Below are 15092 nucleotides of genomic sequence, written 5' to 3' on the forward strand. Positions count from 1 at the left end.
GTGGTTTTAGAATTGGATTTGATTTGCGTCGTTGTACTTACTGAGGTTGCTAGTATCTACCGGTGTCATGGTGCCACCTAGTGCCATCACACCGCTTATGATGCCGTCAATCCTGCGACGGCTGTCTTTTTTATCAAATTTTAGGTTTTCGTTAAGGTCAATTTTTGCCACCAATCCACCTATTTGCCATCGCAGTAACCTGTTGCCACCATGGCGCCACTTGCCATCTAGGACTAGATTTTCAAAGGTTTTACACGGTACATTCATGTGACGTATGTTTTGTGCAAATTCACGTACTAGCAGTCCTTTGTTGGTTAGGTTTTCATCTACACTGTTTGCATTCCAGCTGTCAATCTCTAGAGCATCGGCTCCTAGTTCTTCATACCACTGTGTTGCATATCGCTCTACTACTGTGTAGTCTACTCTATCGCCTGGTGTTGGTATGATTAGTCCTTCATCTGCAAATGATTGGTATGGTATTCCATCTTCTTTACTGCGCAGCAGGATTGTTTTTTTAGGGCAAAAGTGCAGCGCCTTGTGATAGCGCACTCCGTTTTCATCTGGATAGCTTACTGCACTAAGTGCTGTAAGGTCTTTATTAGTTGAAAGGTCCAGCGCTAGTACACAGCCTAATTCTTTAAAAACGTCGTCACTGAATGTGGCATCGTTACCTTTACCCATCCATTCTTCATCGGTAAAGAATGAGGTCATGGAATTCACCCACATATTGAGGTGTTTTGTTTTGAAATTAGGGACCTTTGATGGTTGGTTTTGTGCTTTTGTGAATTCGGCACGCAGGTTTTTAACGGATAGGCCTTGCCCTAGGAGTGGATTTGCCTTGTACCAGTTGGTTTCATCTTGCCAGTCATCGCCTTCATCTAGATCATGAATCATAATCCATGTGTGATCATCTTCTTTAAGACCTATTAAAATATCTTTACACACCTGCTCGTACTCATAACACACTGAACCAATGGATGCACCAGCGGTAGTGATGTGATATGTGATAGGTTGTTGTCGCATTACACTGGATGATTCTAAGTTTTCTTTTACTGAATCGTCGCGGTGTGCGTGATATTCATCAATTATTGATAGGTGCGCAGATATACCGTCTTGGGTTTTACTGTCACCACCTAGTGGCATCATCACTGAATTAAGTGGTTTAAATATTATCTCGCGTTGTTTTGTTTCAAAACCTAGACTGCGCAATACTGGATTTGATCTTGTGTGATCTATAAAGTCTTTGGCTTGTTTCCAACATAGCTTTGCTTGTTCTTCTTTAGTGGCACCCACGTAAACTTGTGAACTGCTTTCATTTTCAAATGACATCATAAATAATGCAACACCAGCCATTTCTGCAGTTTTTCCATTCTTTTTGGCGCGCTTATCATACACAGTTGATATACGTCGCAGGTCGGTTTTCTTGTTTTTCCAAGCGAATACATTGTACAAACAGAATTGCTGGAATGGCGCTAGTACAAATGGTTGGCCAGCTAGTTTACCTTGTGTGTGATTAAGGCAAGTTTTAAAGAAATTAATCACCATCATTCCGTTTTCGTGGTCCAGGTAGTAGCCGTCTTTTTGCGCTGTTTTGATCCAGCTAAAAAAACGATCTACCACTAGCTTCATCATTTTGCCAGTAGGAATATCACCTGCAGCAACACTCATTGCATACTGGTATGGAATAGATTGTTTTATTTCTTTTGTGAGTTTCATTTTTTAGCTGGTTTTCTTTAATTCTTTCATGATGCCATCAAACAGATTCAATTGATTGCTAGGCTCAGTATTCAATTCCTTTTCTGATTTTGGATCTAATCCAAATTGCTTAAGGCACTGCATCATTGTTTTAATAGCATCGCGCTTAAGTGTTTGCTCTACTGAAATATTTTTTGCACCGGTGCTGAATTGCTGGATGTAACCAGATCCTGCTTTTTTGCGATTTGATTTCTGAATAGCTCTCACCGCATATTCAAACTGAGCTTTTGCATCAACAAGTACTTCTAGACCTGTTAAGTGAGTAGGCTTAAGCACTTCTGCATCTATCAAGATTTTTGCAACTTGCTTCCAGTGCTTTTTAGCACTAGGTGATAAGTACACCGGTGCAGCTGGTACTTTTTTGTACTGCTGATTTTTTGCAATCGGCTTAACTGTGTTTTTTATTTTTTCCATAACTCTAGACTTAAGGTCCCCCCTTAAAAATTATTCGTGAGTAAAATTTTGACTATCATGCGATGTACATCGCTTGTAAACGCTCAGTTTTTTACCCATACCCCTTTTTTTTGCGCTCTCACTAGCACTCTTTTTTTCGTGACATTTTTTACACAAAGGCTGTAAATTTTTCGTGTTTAGCTTATCACCACCTTCACTAATTGGTATTATATGATCAACCACATTTGCTGGTGTGGTTACACCCAACCTTTCACAATGAATACACAATGGATTGTTTTCTAGAAATAATTTTCTAGTCTTACGCCAGGTTCTACTGTTGTAAAACTTTGAATTATCAACAGTTCTTTCCTGCTGCTTATATTCTTTTACCCAAGGTCTATTCACTTTCATATTAAAATGCTAAATCATCTTTATCACCAAAAGCATCACTAGGAGATCCCTGTGCTACATAATTTTCATATGGTATATAATCATGATTATAAAATTTAGTTTTATCAGCTTTGAAATAACCCAAAACAGAACCGACTGGACCATCTTTAAACTTGGCTATTATAAATTCCATATTACAATTCTCGCGCACCATATCTTCATCATCCTTAGGATCAATACCATATACTTCTGGTCGGAAAATAAAAAACACAATATCTGCATCTTGTTCTATAGAACCTGATTCTCTTAAATCTGATAGCACAGGTCTTTTACTTGGCCTATCTTCACATTTTCTGGATAGTTGAGATGGAGCAACTACAGGAATATTCAACTCCTTAGCAAGCAACTTTAATTTTCTAGAAATACCAGAAACCTGACGCTCTCTATTATCTCCTTTATAAGATCTATCTTTAATTAACTGTAAGTAATCTATATAGAGAATTTTTATTTGATGATCTCTCACCCATTTTCTAGCAACTGCTATTATATCTGAAATATCATAAGCCTGATCGTTGTAATAACATTTATAGCCAGACATAGCTTGTGTAACTTTTCTAAGCTTTTCAAAATCTTCAAGCTTATCAAAACCTTTAGTCAATAATTGTGTCAAATGAAAATGACTATCTTGAGCAACTTGTCTTGTAACCAATTTAACAGTTGTAGTTTCTAAAGAAATAAAACCACATGCTAAATCTTGTTTTGCTGCGGCATTCATCCCACCAATCATGAAAGCAGTTTTACCCATTGAAGGTCTAGCAGCAGGAATAATTAACTCACCTGGCTGCCAGCCACTTGTCCATTTATCAAGTTTTGACAAACCACAAGTTACACCTGTTAGAGCATCTGAGTCTTTAGAACTTATTATTTCAACCCTTTGCTCCACCTTCTTTAAAACATCTGTAAAACTTGGCTGCTTACTACCACTCAATGTTAAATCCTGAAGGTTACTATATTGATTACTCACATCTGCTAGAAGATCAATCACATCAGTAGTATCATCATACGCTTTACTAGCAATTTCATTAGACAGCAAAATTGTTTGTCTAGCAATATATTTTTGCAGTAATATTCTACAATGATGCTCAATATGAGCGGTAGAAATTGATTGGCTTACTAACTCAACTAAAAACCTATCACCACCTACTTTTTCAAAGTAACCTAGTTTACGTAACTCTTGACCTACAGTAATCATATCTACTGGTGCCATCTTATCAACTAATGATAGTACAGCCTTGTAAACCATTACATGTGCTGGTTTATAAAACACTTTTGGTTCTTTAATTACATTCGCTACTTCATGTATAGCATCTGCAGTAGTAAGTAATGATCCTAAAATCATAACTTCTATATCAACTGCTTGTGGTGGGACCATACCTTCGCCACTTATTTTTCTTAAGCTGGATTGATTTTGCTTATATGTATTTTTTGGTTGTTTCATTATTGAAGAAGTTTTCTTTTTGGAGCAGCAGCATTGACAACTGTATCTACTTTCCAGTTATTAATCAAACCGATTAAACGGCCATAAAGTTTTTTAGGAACATATTCAATATCTTCCTTCAATACTTTTGCATCGTAGTCTGCTAGTAATTTTTTCATATCCTCGCGCACATGTTGCGGAGCTTTTTGCATAGCATCTGTGAATAAGGTTGGATATTTAGTTCTTAAGAAATTAGAAGCTGAATCTGGTATAACATCTAAATTTTCAGAAGAAGGCTGTGTATAGAGTTTATTATCTGTGTTTATTATTTGCTCCTTATATGAGTTGACTTTTTTGTCAAGTGGGCTTGTCAATTTAGTCAGCTGCATTTTACTTTTTGGTAAAGTTGTAAATTGATCCGTAGTGGTATACCATTTAGTTCTATCACGATTGTCTTTATTATACTCACCTTCAAGCAAATAACCCCTTTGAGTTAACTTATCAATACAAGTCCTAATCTGTCTAGTAGATAACCATTCAAATATTTCAGTAAAAGCTCTAACACTGTTATAAGTCCAATACTTTCCATCATGAAAATTCTTATCATTTGCTGCGTTTTTAAACACCCAGTATTGTATGTTTGACAGTACTATAGCAGCATCTGTTCCTACATCTTTTGCAACCTTAACATCAAAGGTCATTTTTATAACTTGACTCATAACTAATTGATTAACCCATTTACACAACCACACTTCCTACACGTGTCAACAAATGGCCCAGCATCTAGCTCACAAGTACCAGGCTTACATATTTGCACAGTTGGTTTTTGGTAAGTCTTACTTACCCTACACAATTGCTCGCTCATCACGTATCTGTTTTATAGCGCTAGTAAGCACCTTGTTAACTCCATTTATATTCTTATAGATAAGATCACAATCAGGCCTACTTTCTATAACTCGCAACACACCAGATCTTGAACCTAATTCAATAAGGTTCCCATCAATGATCTCTCTAATACTCAACCACTTTTTTGACAAAAGTTTTCGTTGCTTATGTTTCAAAATTTCCATTTTGAGCGCGGCATCATTCAAGTTTTCACGCTTAGTAATTACAAGATCATTTGCTCTTAAGTGATCCATAAAATCCTGTACATTAATACTACCCATCATACTGCTCATATTTAGGTATTAACACGCCTATACAAACTAGAACTACAAACACACCTATTGCTATGCATACCGTACCAGCAAGAAGATGTTGAAAGGTTACCATCACAAAAAAGCCACATAAAATAATTACACATGCAATCAGCATAGTGACTGATAATATTTTATCCTTAATTTTCATCTTTATTCAGGTTTATTGTAGACGTTCCAGTCTAGCGTTATAGTTTCTTATCATGGTTTCCTTTTCCTCATCAGTAAACAGCGAGCTAGATTTAACCTGATCTATTCTTGCAGCAAGCACATTAATCTCACTTATATGCCTAGCAGTATTTATCACTTTTACATGATCTGGAACACTACATTGATTAGTATTTACCATCTTTCGATAATTCAGTTAGTTTAAATTCCTCTTGATATTGTGCCGGTAAAGAATCAACCATATCAATATGATTTTTAGCATTCTCTACAGACAGCTTTATTGCATCAATAACAAGTTGCTTATTATTACTTGTAACATTTTGCTCACATTTCAATATGGATTGAATGGTCCATTTCTTATAACCATGAGCTTCACACAATTCCTTGCGCTCTATCATAGTTAACATTCTAGTGACAGACTTTGCCACAGCTACTGGAAGCGGTTCACCTATAATTACATCAATCATAATATTTGCTCTTTTCTTACCCTTCTACCTGTGCGCGCTGGTTTTCTTAATTCTTGACCAGGATTCACAGCAATACTCAATACATGAACTGCTAGTAAAACAGCAGTAAGAAAATATTGCTTAGGGTTCTCAATTGATAAAATGTACATACGTACTAGGTGAGCCACATTGTGCGCTTTATTCCTGCGCATCATACGAACCTTTGTATTTCTAACAGTATGATCACTAATACACAGCTTATCAGCTATTTGTTTATTAGGACTACCATCACAAATAAGATCCAGTATCTCAGTTTCACGTTTCGATAATTCCATTAGTACTTTTGTTTCAAACTGGTAGTAATCACTTTTTTAAATCAGTATTAATACCAATATTTGCACCAAATATACACAAACTTGTACAATGTTATACAACTTTAGATGTCTTTTTTTTAATTTAACTTTGTAAACCCTATAAAAACAACAACTATGAAAACAGTAAATGAGATACGCAACTATTTACTAAACAATAACTTATCATCATATTTAGTAAGTAAAGAAACAGGAATTGCCATTGCTACAATTGATAACATAATTGCGCAAAAAACAAATCCCAGAAGTACAACTTTGAATAAATTAATAGAATATTTAGAGTCCCACGAAGCAAAAAAACACCTTAATAAAGTAGAAGAACCTACCACAGAATACAGGATAGAAAAGGATCCAGTAAGCAATGTTGAAATAATGAATATGATCCAGTATATAGGTGATCAATTACTTACTAGCAGTAGAGCACTAGTAAATAACAATGAAGCAGTAAGTGAGCTATTGCTCAAAACCTACAACAACACAAAAAAAATACTTAAAACCACAGATCAAATTGATACAAAAGGCTTAACTTCCATCACCAAAAAATTAAAAAACACATGAAGCTTACTGTCATTTTCCTATTTTTTACTACTACGATAATTGCTCAAACCAATTTTGCCGCGCAAAATGGAAATTTGCAATATCAACAAACCTTCAATGACAGTGTACAATTACAACAATTTAAGAGTTATTTGCTTAAAAATATACCCATTGACCAGCAGCTTACCACCACCAGTAATACCATAGTAGGCTATACACAATACAGCGATATAATACATGATAAAAGTTCACTAGGCGTTATCTTTAAACGACCAGTTAAGTATAAATTCGTGATAGAATTTAAAGAAAATAAATACAGGGTAACAATCACAAATATCAATTTCCGCGATGTAGAAGTTGGTGTTTTAGGTGTCACCGATAGCAATCCAGATGCACCTGCAGAAACTTATTTGCTAAAAAACAAAGACAACACAATACGCAATAACAAAATGACTACACGCGTGTTGACTAGGTTAGAAAATGCTTTCAACGATCTATTTACCTATAAAATAGATAACTGGTAGTATAATTACGCTTTCGCGAAAGCGTACCATCATCAAAAACTTATAACCCTACTATGAGCTTGATCTCTTACCTTTTCTGGATAAGCTTCCTTGTAATAATTATCAATATCATTGCGGCGGTGACCCATAAGTTCACGAAGTAAATCACCATCAATACCCATTTCTTTGGAGCGACTAGCAAAGGTGTGCCTAGCACATTTCATCGTAATTTCACCACCAGTAATATCTTTAATATCCAATTTTGCCGCGCCACGTCTTAGGTCACGCCTAGCATTATCCCTAAAAGTGTGATAACCTTTCAAATCCTTGCGCCATGGGAACAAGTATTTATCACCATTAACCGCATATTTTTCAATAAAATCATTCAACCTATCACTCACCATTAAATCCATAGAACTACCACGCACCTTACTGCGCTCAAAGAATATACGACCACGATGCAATTGTTTGCGCTCCAGGAAATACAGATCAGTAAGATCACAACCACATAAATCAAATAAAGCAACAAATATATCGCGTGCCCTTTCCTGGTTTCCAGATAAGTCTGCATTGATAAAAGTCATCATACTAGTATCATCTAGGCGCTTTTTGCGTGCTTCATAGCTGCGCTGGCTTACTCTTAATTTAGGTACAGCATTAAAACCAGCAGCATCTGGCAACCTATATTTTAAAATCATCTTACTGTACAGTGATTTTACACGGCTCATATAACTATTGGCCGTTGCATCACTTATATAAACATCCTCATGCAATTTTTGTTGTAATTGCTGGCACCACCAGCTATCAATCTGAGAATAGTTTATATAACTGTAGTAATCCTTTAATTTTTCAAACACCGTATTATAGTGTTTAATATGTCCCATTTCGCGGTTGCGCTCAGTTAGATTTTTTCTATTTTCTAACTCATTTGCTACTTGCTTGCGTGATTGTAGATATTCATCAATAAACTCTAGGAAATCAGGATCAGTATTTACACCATTAAGTACATAATGCATTACTTTATCCAAATCCTTTTCCAGTTTCAATTGTGGCTCACGAGATCGTTTAATAATCTCTTGTAAGTAAGGATATATTTTTTCAAACTGTGGATGATCACCGGTAATCATTTGCGCGCTTTCATTCCAGTGTTTAGGATCACAATCACACAACTTAGTTTGCTTGCGGTTGTTTTTATGGACCGCTCTTAATACAATCTCACAGTTACGGTTGTGCTTAAGGTATATTTTCATGTTGTGATTTTATTGTGATCTTGTTGCGCTTTTATTGCGTTTTAAGTTATAATAAGGTTGTGTAAAGTTATAAATAACCACTTTAAACACATCAAAAAAGCCTTAAAAACAAAGAAGCCAGCTACTCAAGTAACTGGCTTTTAACCTTTTATATTTTCGTGATCGCGACAGGATTCGAACCTGTGACCGTCTGCTTAGAAGGCAGATGCTCTATCCAGCTGAGCTACGCGACCATGCTTGTACAATAATCAAGCGCTATTGTGAAAAGCGGTTGCAAATATACTATTATTTTGTTTTGTTAAAAATTAAAATTCGATTTTTGAGTAGAAATATTACACTTATTTCATAGACTATTGTTAATCAGCGTATCAAAACAACTTCTAAGTGTATCTTTGCAAATTATCATTTACCTATGAGGCGACTAGTAATCATTCTTATTCTACTTTTAACCAACAGTTTATCTTTTAGTCAAAACTTCAAATCAGATAAATTCACATCTTTACAAGTTGAAGAAATGAATACCTGGCAACTACTAGCTTATGATGGAAAAAATGCGTTTAATGGTGTAGCCTACACCTATTCAAGGCCTTTTCACTGGCAACAAAGAGATTGGTTGCGTGCAGGTGCTACTGCTGGTCTTGTTGGTGGTTTGTATTTAGTTGACGAACAAACAAGCGATTGGGCACGCAGACAACAAGACGATATTCCAACTGTAATTAGTGATTTTGGATGGTACTTTGGAAGTCCTCAAAACAATTATGGTGTAACTGGTGGTATCTATTTGTACGGACTATTTACCAAAAGCCCTGAATGGAGGCGAACAGGTGTATTGATGATAAGTAGCGCAACCGCTGGTGGTCTTCTACAACAGTTTTTAAAATCTGTTACTGGACGTGGTAGACCAGAAACTGGTGTAGGAAAATCTGAATTTAGACCGTTTTCTGGCGAGTCTGGTTATAGATCATTCCCATCTGGTCATACCATTTTGTCATTCACCACAGCCTATGCGCTCGCAAAACATTTTGATAATCCTTGGGTAAAAGCAGGTATTTATACTCTAGGTTTAGTTTCACCTGCTTCACGTGTTTGGAAAGGAGCTCACTACTTAACCGATGTAGTTCTAAGTCTTGCTATTACGATTGCAACCGTAGAAGCCGTAGATAGATATTTAGATACTAGAAATGGATATGGCGAGCAGCGTTATGGAACTAAAAAACCTAAACAACGTTCCTACTCTCTCAGTTTTAGTGCGACCCCAAATACGGTAGGACTAACGTTAAACTTTTAAACCTACCTTTATAAAACATTAAAATACAAAGCATTAATCCTTTTTCAGATACTAAAAAATAAGTTTGGAACGTTATTTGAACTAAACAGTTTAAAAAACTGAATATGTTTCAATCTAAAAAATCAAAACTTTTTGCCAGTATAGCCTTAGATTTAGTAGGTATGTCATCTTACATCCTTCCATTTTTAGGAGAGACGACAGATTTATTTTGGGCACCCATAGCAGGTTACCTCATGACCCTACTCTACCCAGGAAAAACAGGTGTTGCAGCTGGTATCATTACTACAATAGAAGAACTGGTTCCTGGTATGGATATCATTCCTACCTTTACACTTACGTGGTTATTTACTTACGTATTTAACAAATCAGATCAAAAACCAACTATAGACGTTCCTAGTAAATAAATAATATTTTTTGTTACGCTTTCGCGAAAGCGTAATTTAAAACAGACTACTTTGTCCCGTATCATCCACCGGTGGTTCTGGAAGATTACTATCTTCAGACTTATTGGTCGTAGGTTCATCTTTAGCATCAGTTTGTTGTGACGTTTCAAGATGTTCTTTTGAGGTGGTTATTTCATCATTTTCACTTTCATTTTCCTCCTGTACCTCATATGGTAACGCATCTAATAAGTTAATTTGTTTCACTTTAGATTTAGTAAGCATATTACCCTGAGCACCTATGCCTTTTACAGCGATAAATTCCTCAATATTAACCTCTTCATTAGGCGGCTGTTCTTTACCTCTAGGTTTATTAAAAACCAGCTCTGCCATAGGGCGATAATCAGTAGATATAACTTCCAGATAGGATCCTTGTACATCTGGAATAAAACCTTCTTCTCGTTCTGGGTTTTCTATAAAAAACCTTTTGATATAAAATAATTCCTTCTCACCGTGATAATAGATAACACTGATAGGTTTTTTAGACTCCCATTTTTCAAGGACTACCATATCATCATCAAATCTAGCAGTCACCTCAGGAATAATAGTCTTTGCGATACCTTTTTGATTGATAATAAGTAAACGATCTTCTCCCTTAAATTCACCTAGTAATTCACCACGACCGTCTACATTAAGACGCTGTACTGTATCATCAAACCAAATTTTTCTAGGTTTAAGTGTACTTACACCTTCTTCTTTAAGCTCGACCTTCTTAATGTTATACTTCGTTACAAGATTTCCTTTAGATGCTCTTCCTTTAATGAGGATTTCACTAAAATCTATATCCCATTTAAGCTTTTTAATACTGCCTTGCTGTCTTAAGTTTACTGTAACAACTTCAGCTTCACCATTAGGATTTGCACTGAAATAATGAACTACAGAACCTTTATCTGATTTACCCATAGGGTAAGCCCTATCTCGTGTCACACTAGTCACAGCAAATCTTTTTATATAACTAGGTCCTGACTTACCATCCTTATAGATAACATTGTAAATAGTACGTTTATCTTTTTTCTTAAATACAGCGACATGGATTATGTTTTTTCCTATAAAGGTTTTGGAATCCACCTTTGTCACCATCATCGTACCATCTTTTGTAAATACTATTATGTCATCAATATCTGCACAATCACATACATACTCATCTCGTTTAAGAGCTGTACCTATAAAACCTTCTTCCCTATTAACATATAGTTTTGTGTTTCTAATAACCACTTTACTTGCTACTATATCCTCAAAGTTTTTCAGCTCAGTCTTGCGTTCTCTACCTTGACCATAATCCTTCTTGAGTTTAGTAAAGTAATCTATGGCAAATTCAATCAAATGTTCTAGATGATGTTTAAGTTCTGCAATGCGATCTTCTAGAGCCTGAATCTTTTGTTGTGCTTTATCAATATCAAATTTTGAAATTCTCTTGATTCTAATTTCAGTTAACCTAACAATATCCTCTTCGGTTATTGCGCGCTTTAGGTGCTTAATATGTGGTTTAAGTCCTTTATCGATTGCACTAATTACTCCTTCCCAAGTTTCTTCCTCTTCAATATCTCTATAAATTCTATTTTCAATAAATATTCTTTCTAGAGAAGCAAAGTGCCATTGTTCTTCAACCTCATGCAATAATATCTCAAGTTCTGACTTAAGTAATTGAACAGTATGATCTGCGCTGCGACGCAACATCTCAGAAACACCAATAAATAGTGGTTTATTATCCTCAATTACACAGCCTAATGGCGAAATACTTACCTCACAATTTGTAAAGGCATAAAGAGCATCCATGGTTTTATCTGGTGATAAACCACTAGGCAAATGAACGACGATTTCTACTTGTGCAGCAGTGTTGTCTTCTATACGTTTAATTTTAATTTTCCCCTTTTCATTTGCCTTTAAAATAGAATCAATAAGGGAACTTGTAGTTGTTGAGTATGGTATCTCTGTAATTACGATGGTGTTTTTCTCAGGCGAGTGCATCTTGGCACGCACTCTCACTTTACCGCCTCTTAAACCATCGTTATAATTTGAAATATCTGCCTCGCCGCCTGTTGGAAAGTCAGGATAAATTTTAAATCTTTTTCCTTGTAAATGCTTGATACTAGCATCAATGAGCTCATTAAAGTTGTGAGGTAATACTTTGGTGCTCAAACCTACCGCAATACCTTCAGCACCTTGTGCAAGTAATAAGGGAAATTTTACTGGTAAATTTATAGGTTCTTTTCTCCTACCATCATAGCTAGATTGCCATTCCGTAATTTTAGGATTATACAATACCTCAAGAGCAAATTTTGAGAGTCTAGCTTCAATATAACGAGAAGCTGCTGCAGGATCACCAGTTAAAATATTACCCCAGTTACCTTGCATATCTATAAGAAGGTCCTTTTGACCAATTTGCACCATAGCATCACCTATACTGGCATCACCATGAGGATGGTACTGCATACAATGTCCCACAATATTGGCTACTTTGTTGTACCTACCATCGTCTAAATCCTTCATCGATTGCATGATACGTCGCTGTACTGGTTTAAAACCATCCTCTATCGCTGGTACAGCGCGTTCCAATATCACGTAGCTTGCATAATCAAGAAACCACTCCTTGTACATTCCTGTAACTCTGGTTATAGTTTCAGTAGAATGCTGTTCTTGATCGCTACTGTTTAAATGCTCTAGTTCTTCGTGTTCTTCGCTCATTTACTCGTTTCAGTTATCTGCTATTAGTTAACTGTGTTTTATTTGTATGTTCTCACTCAAAATTCAATACATCCTCATCTATTGAAAAAGTGATCACCTTTAGATTTATAGGCTTTTATTATTAATAAAGTACCCGATATGATCCACATAACAGTTGATAGTACAATTAAGTCTTCACCACCTAAATAATTACCATTTCCATAAGGAAACGCCCAGTGTAATATTTTAAACGTGCTACCTATCAAAAAAAGTAGAACGGCTATCACAGCTACAATTATCACATGTTTGTATTTAATCATACTACTCCTCTATCACATCCATTTCTACCTTAAGATTGTCAATAATAAATTCTTGACGATCTGGAGTGTTTTTACCCATATAGAACTTCAATAAATCATCGATACTCATACCATCGTCCAACATCACTGGATCCAATCGCATGTCCTCGCCAATGAAATGAACAAACTCATCTGGACTGATTTCACCTAATCCTTTAAATCGAGTTATTTCTGGATTTTTACCTAATTCCATAAGTGCGGCAGCTCGTTCTTCTGGTGTATAACAATACCTTGTTTCTTTTTTGTTACGAACTCTAAATAAGGGTGTTTGTAAAATATACAAGTGCCCCTTTTTAATTAATTCAGGAAAAAATTGCAGGAAAAAAGTAATCAATAACAAACGTATATGCATACCATCCACGTCGGCATCAGTTGCAATGACAATCTTGTTGTAACGCAAATCCTCCATACTATCCTCAATATTGAGAGCAGCTTGTAGCAAGTTGAACTCTTCGTTTTCATAAACAATTTTTTTGCTCATGTTATAGGAATTCAATGGTTTCCCGCGTAATGAGAATACCGCTTGTGTGTTTACGTTACGTGATTTTGTTATAGATCCACTTGCAGAATCTCCTTCCGTTATAAATAAAGTACTATCTAGATTATTCTCTTTTTTAGTATCTCCTAGATGTACTCTACAATCCCTTAGTTTTTTATTGTGCAAACTAGCTTTTTTGGCTCTATCCCTAGCTAGCTTACGAATACCAGAAAGCTCCTTGCGTTCTCTTTCTGCTTGTATAATTTTCTTTTGAAGAGCGTCAGCAGTTTCTGGATGCTTGTGTAGGTAATTATCTAGATATGTTTTAATAAAATCGTTAATGAAAGTTCTTACAGTTGGTAAGTCTCCACCCATTTCTGTAGAACCCAATTTAGTTTTAGTTTGAGATTCAAAAACAGGATCCATCACCTTAATAGCCACAGCGCTTACAATGGATTTTCTAACATCGCTCGCATCATAGTTTTTTCCATAAAACTCACGCACCGTTTTTACTACACTCTCTCTAAAAGCAGCTTGATGCGTTCCACCTTGGGTGGTATTTTGACCGTTTGCAAAGGAATGATACTCTTCACTGTACTGTGTTTTACTGTGAGTAATAGCCACCTCAATATCATCACCTCGCAAGTGTATTATTGGATACAGCCTATCGGATTCGGTAATTTTTTCACTTAATAAATCCTTTAGACCATGTTCAGAAAAATATTTTTCTCCGTTATAGATAATGGTTAAACCCGGATTTAAGTACACGTAGTTCTTAAGCATGCGAGAGACATACTCAGGCCTAAATTTAAAATTTTTAAAGATTTCACCATCGGGAACAAATGTCATTTTGGTACCTCGACGTCTTGATGTCTCTTCAAGGAAATCCTTGTCGGTAAGTTCACCTCTTTCAAACTCGGCACTTGCACTTTTCCCATCACGTGTAGATTCTACTCTAAAATAAGTGGAAAGAGCGTTCACGGCCTTAGTACCTACACCGTTTAATCCTACAGATTTTTTAAAGGCTTTACTATCGTATTTTCCACCAGTGTTCATTTTTGAGACAACATCAACCACTTTTCCTAGTGGGATCCCACGTCCATAATCACGTACGATAACACGTTCACCTTGAATGGACACCTCGATAGTTTTTCCTGCACCCATCACATACTCATCAATCGAGTTGTCAATAACTTCTTTCAGTAGGATGTAGATTCCATCGTCGGCACTAGATCCATCACCCAGTTTACCGATATACATCCCAGGACGCATTCTTATGTGTTCCTTCCAGTCTAATGACCTGATATTATCCTCAGTATATTGTACGTTTTCTGCCATATCCCATCTATCTGTAGTAGCTTGAAATATACTAATTGT

The 15092-nt window shown here is 35.9% G+C and carries 17 protein-coding genes and 1 tRNA gene; 4 read left to right on the plus strand and 14 right to left on the minus strand.

Going from position 1 to position 15092, the window contains the following annotated elements:
- Positions 1-6: 6 nt before the first annotated feature.
- The 9 genes from I5168_RS12110 to I5168_RS12150 all read right to left on the minus strand — a co-directional run bounded on the left by I5168_RS12110 (position 7) and on the right by I5168_RS12150 (position 6160).
- Positions 7-1716, minus strand: a complete 1710-nt coding sequence (locus I5168_RS12110) for a terminase large subunit (protein WP_431471938.1) — start codon at positions 1714-1716, stop codon at positions 7-9.
- 3 nt (positions 1717-1719) lie between these two features.
- Positions 1720-2169 carry a P27 family phage terminase small subunit gene (locus tag I5168_RS12115; RefSeq protein ID WP_431471939.1) on the minus strand — a complete coding sequence of 150 codons (450 nt, stop codon included), beginning with the start codon at positions 2167-2169 and terminating at the stop codon, positions 1720-1722.
- A gap of 30 nt (positions 2170-2199) precedes the next feature.
- Complete coding sequence (locus tag I5168_RS12120) at positions 2200-2559, minus strand: HNH endonuclease (protein ID WP_431471940.1); 360 nt, start codon at positions 2557-2559, stop codon at positions 2200-2202.
- 1 nt (position 2560) lies between these two features.
- Positions 2561-4036, minus strand: coding sequence for a replicative DNA helicase (locus I5168_RS12125; RefSeq protein WP_431471941.1), 1476 nt, complete (start codon positions 4034-4036; stop codon positions 2561-2563).
- Positions 4036-4734: a hypothetical protein gene (locus I5168_RS12130; protein WP_431471942.1), complete on the minus strand. Its 699-nt coding sequence runs from the start codon at positions 4732-4734 to the stop codon at positions 4036-4038. The genes I5168_RS12125 and I5168_RS12130 overlap by 1 nt, the downstream gene beginning before the upstream one ends.
- A gap of 126 nt (positions 4735-4860) precedes the next feature.
- Positions 4861-5193 carry a hypothetical protein gene (locus tag I5168_RS12135; RefSeq protein ID WP_431471943.1) on the minus strand — a complete coding sequence of 111 codons (333 nt, stop codon included), beginning with the start codon at positions 5191-5193 and terminating at the stop codon, positions 4861-4863.
- A 181-nt stretch (positions 5194-5374) separates the two neighbouring features.
- A complete protein-coding gene (locus I5168_RS12140) occupies positions 5375-5560 on the minus strand; it encodes a hypothetical protein (RefSeq protein WP_431471944.1) in 186 nt (61 codons plus the stop codon).
- Positions 5547-5846, minus strand: coding sequence for a hypothetical protein (locus tag I5168_RS12145; RefSeq protein WP_431471945.1), 300 nt, complete (start codon positions 5844-5846; stop codon positions 5547-5549). Before I5168_RS12145 ends, I5168_RS12140 begins: the two co-directional genes overlap by 14 nt.
- On the minus strand, positions 5843-6160 hold the full coding sequence (locus I5168_RS12150) for a LuxR C-terminal-related transcriptional regulator (protein WP_431471946.1): 318 nt from the start codon (positions 6158-6160) through the stop codon (positions 5843-5845). The genes I5168_RS12145 and I5168_RS12150 overlap by 4 nt, the downstream gene beginning before the upstream one ends.
- Positions 6161-6313: 153 nt before the next feature.
- Between I5168_RS12150 and I5168_RS12155 the strand changes: the two genes are divergently transcribed.
- Together I5168_RS12155 and I5168_RS12160 are read left to right on the plus strand one after the other, a co-directional pair.
- The gene (locus I5168_RS12155) at positions 6314-6754 is read left to right on the plus strand and encodes a hypothetical protein (protein ID WP_431471947.1); all 441 of its coding nucleotides are present in this window, start codon (positions 6314-6316) and stop codon (positions 6752-6754) included.
- A complete protein-coding gene (locus I5168_RS12160) occupies positions 6751-7257 on the plus strand; it encodes a hypothetical protein (RefSeq protein WP_431471948.1) in 507 nt (168 codons plus the stop codon). The genes I5168_RS12155 and I5168_RS12160 overlap by 4 nt, the downstream gene beginning before the upstream one ends.
- Positions 7258-7289: 32 nt before the next feature.
- On the opposite strand, the gene I5168_RS12165 is transcribed toward I5168_RS12160, so the two are convergent.
- Together I5168_RS12165 and I5168_RS12170 are read right to left on the minus strand one after the other, a co-directional pair.
- Complete coding sequence (locus I5168_RS12165) at positions 7290-8486, minus strand: tyrosine-type recombinase/integrase (RefSeq protein ID WP_431471949.1); 1197 nt, start codon at positions 8484-8486, stop codon at positions 7290-7292.
- 159 nt (positions 8487-8645) lie between these two features.
- Positions 8646-8719: transfer RNA gene (locus I5168_RS12170), tRNA-Arg, on the minus strand.
- 179 nt (positions 8720-8898) lie between these two features.
- Between I5168_RS12170 and I5168_RS12175 the strand changes: the two genes are divergently transcribed.
- On the plus strand, positions 8899-9774 hold the full coding sequence (locus tag I5168_RS12175; protein WP_042278292.1) for a phosphatase PAP2 family protein: 876 nt from the start codon (positions 8899-8901) through the stop codon (positions 9772-9774).
- Between the two features lie 104 nt (positions 9775-9878).
- The gene (locus I5168_RS12180; RefSeq protein WP_042278290.1) at positions 9879-10178 is read left to right on the plus strand and encodes a hypothetical protein; all 300 of its coding nucleotides are present in this window, start codon (positions 9879-9881) and stop codon (positions 10176-10178) included.
- 36 nt (positions 10179-10214) lie between these two features.
- Here the strand turns inward: I5168_RS12180 and I5168_RS12185 are convergent, their stop codons facing one another.
- From I5168_RS12185 to I5168_RS12195, 3 genes are all read right to left on the minus strand, one after another.
- The gene (locus I5168_RS12185) at positions 10215-12899 is read right to left on the minus strand and encodes a DNA gyrase/topoisomerase IV subunit A (protein ID WP_431471950.1); all 2685 of its coding nucleotides are present in this window, start codon (positions 12897-12899) and stop codon (positions 10215-10217) included.
- Between the two features lie 74 nt (positions 12900-12973).
- Positions 12974-13198 carry a hypothetical protein gene (locus tag I5168_RS12190; RefSeq protein ID WP_105018708.1) on the minus strand — a complete coding sequence of 75 codons (225 nt, stop codon included), beginning with the start codon at positions 13196-13198 and terminating at the stop codon, positions 12974-12976.
- A gap of 1 nt (position 13199) precedes the next feature.
- On the minus strand, positions 13200-15053 hold the full coding sequence (locus tag I5168_RS12195; RefSeq protein WP_105018707.1) for a DNA topoisomerase IV subunit B: 1854 nt from the start codon (positions 15051-15053) through the stop codon (positions 13200-13202).
- Positions 15054-15092 lie beyond the last annotated feature (39 nt).

It is taken from the genome of Nonlabens sp. SCSIO 43208 (assembly GCF_050703575.1).
Taxonomy (GTDB): Bacteria; Bacteroidota; Bacteroidia; order Flavobacteriales; family Flavobacteriaceae; genus Nonlabens; species Nonlabens tegetincola.

Bases quoted from the DNA above. Each gene is read 5' to 3' on its own strand.
- I5168_RS12110 (WP_431471938.1), bottom strand. From the start codon at position 1,716: ATGAAACTCACAAAAGAAATAAAACAATCTATTCCATACCAGTATGCA.
- I5168_RS12115 (WP_431471939.1), bottom strand. From the start codon at position 2,169: ATGGAAAAAATAAAAAACACAGTTAAGCCGATTGCAAAAAATCAGCAG.
- I5168_RS12120 (WP_431471940.1), bottom strand. From the start codon at position 2,559: ATGAAAGTGAATAGACCTTGGGTAAAAGAATATAAGCAGCAGGAAAGA.
- I5168_RS12125 (WP_431471941.1), bottom strand. From the start codon at position 4,036: ATGAAACAACCAAAAAATACATATAAGCAAAATCAATCCAGCTTAAGA.
- I5168_RS12130 (WP_431471942.1), bottom strand. From the start codon at position 4,734: ATGAGTCAAGTTATAAAAATGACCTTTGATGTTAAGGTTGCAAAAGAT.
- I5168_RS12135 (WP_431471943.1), bottom strand. From the start codon at position 5,193: ATGAGCAGTATGATGGGTAGTATTAATGTACAGGATTTTATGGATCAC.
- I5168_RS12140 (WP_431471944.1), bottom strand. From the start codon at position 5,560: ATGGTAAATACTAATCAATGTAGTGTTCCAGATCATGTAAAAGTGATA.
- I5168_RS12145 (WP_431471945.1), bottom strand. From the start codon at position 5,846: ATGATTGATGTAATTATAGGTGAACCGCTTCCAGTAGCTGTGGCAAAG.
- I5168_RS12150 (WP_431471946.1), bottom strand. From the start codon at position 6,160: ATGGAATTATCGAAACGTGAAACTGAGATACTGGATCTTATTTGTGAT.
- I5168_RS12155 (WP_431471947.1), top strand. From the start codon at position 6,314: ATGAAAACAGTAAATGAGATACGCAACTATTTACTAAACAATAACTTA.
- I5168_RS12160 (WP_431471948.1), top strand. From the start codon at position 6,751: ATGAAGCTTACTGTCATTTTCCTATTTTTTACTACTACGATAATTGCT.
- I5168_RS12165 (WP_431471949.1), bottom strand. From the start codon at position 8,486: ATGAAAATATACCTTAAGCACAACCGTAACTGTGAGATTGTATTAAGA.
- I5168_RS12175 (WP_042278292.1), top strand. From the start codon at position 8,899: ATGAGGCGACTAGTAATCATTCTTATTCTACTTTTAACCAACAGTTTA.
- I5168_RS12180 (WP_042278290.1), top strand. From the start codon at position 9,879: ATGTTTCAATCTAAAAAATCAAAACTTTTTGCCAGTATAGCCTTAGAT.
- I5168_RS12185 (WP_431471950.1), bottom strand. From the start codon at position 12,899: ATGAGCGAAGAACACGAAGAACTAGAGCATTTAAACAGTAGCGATCAA.
- I5168_RS12190 (WP_105018708.1), bottom strand. From the start codon at position 13,198: ATGATTAAATACAAACATGTGATAATTGTAGCTGTGATAGCCGTTCTA.
- I5168_RS12195 (WP_105018707.1), bottom strand. From the start codon at position 15,053: ATGGCAGAAAACGTACAATATACTGAGGATAATATCAGGTCATTAGAC.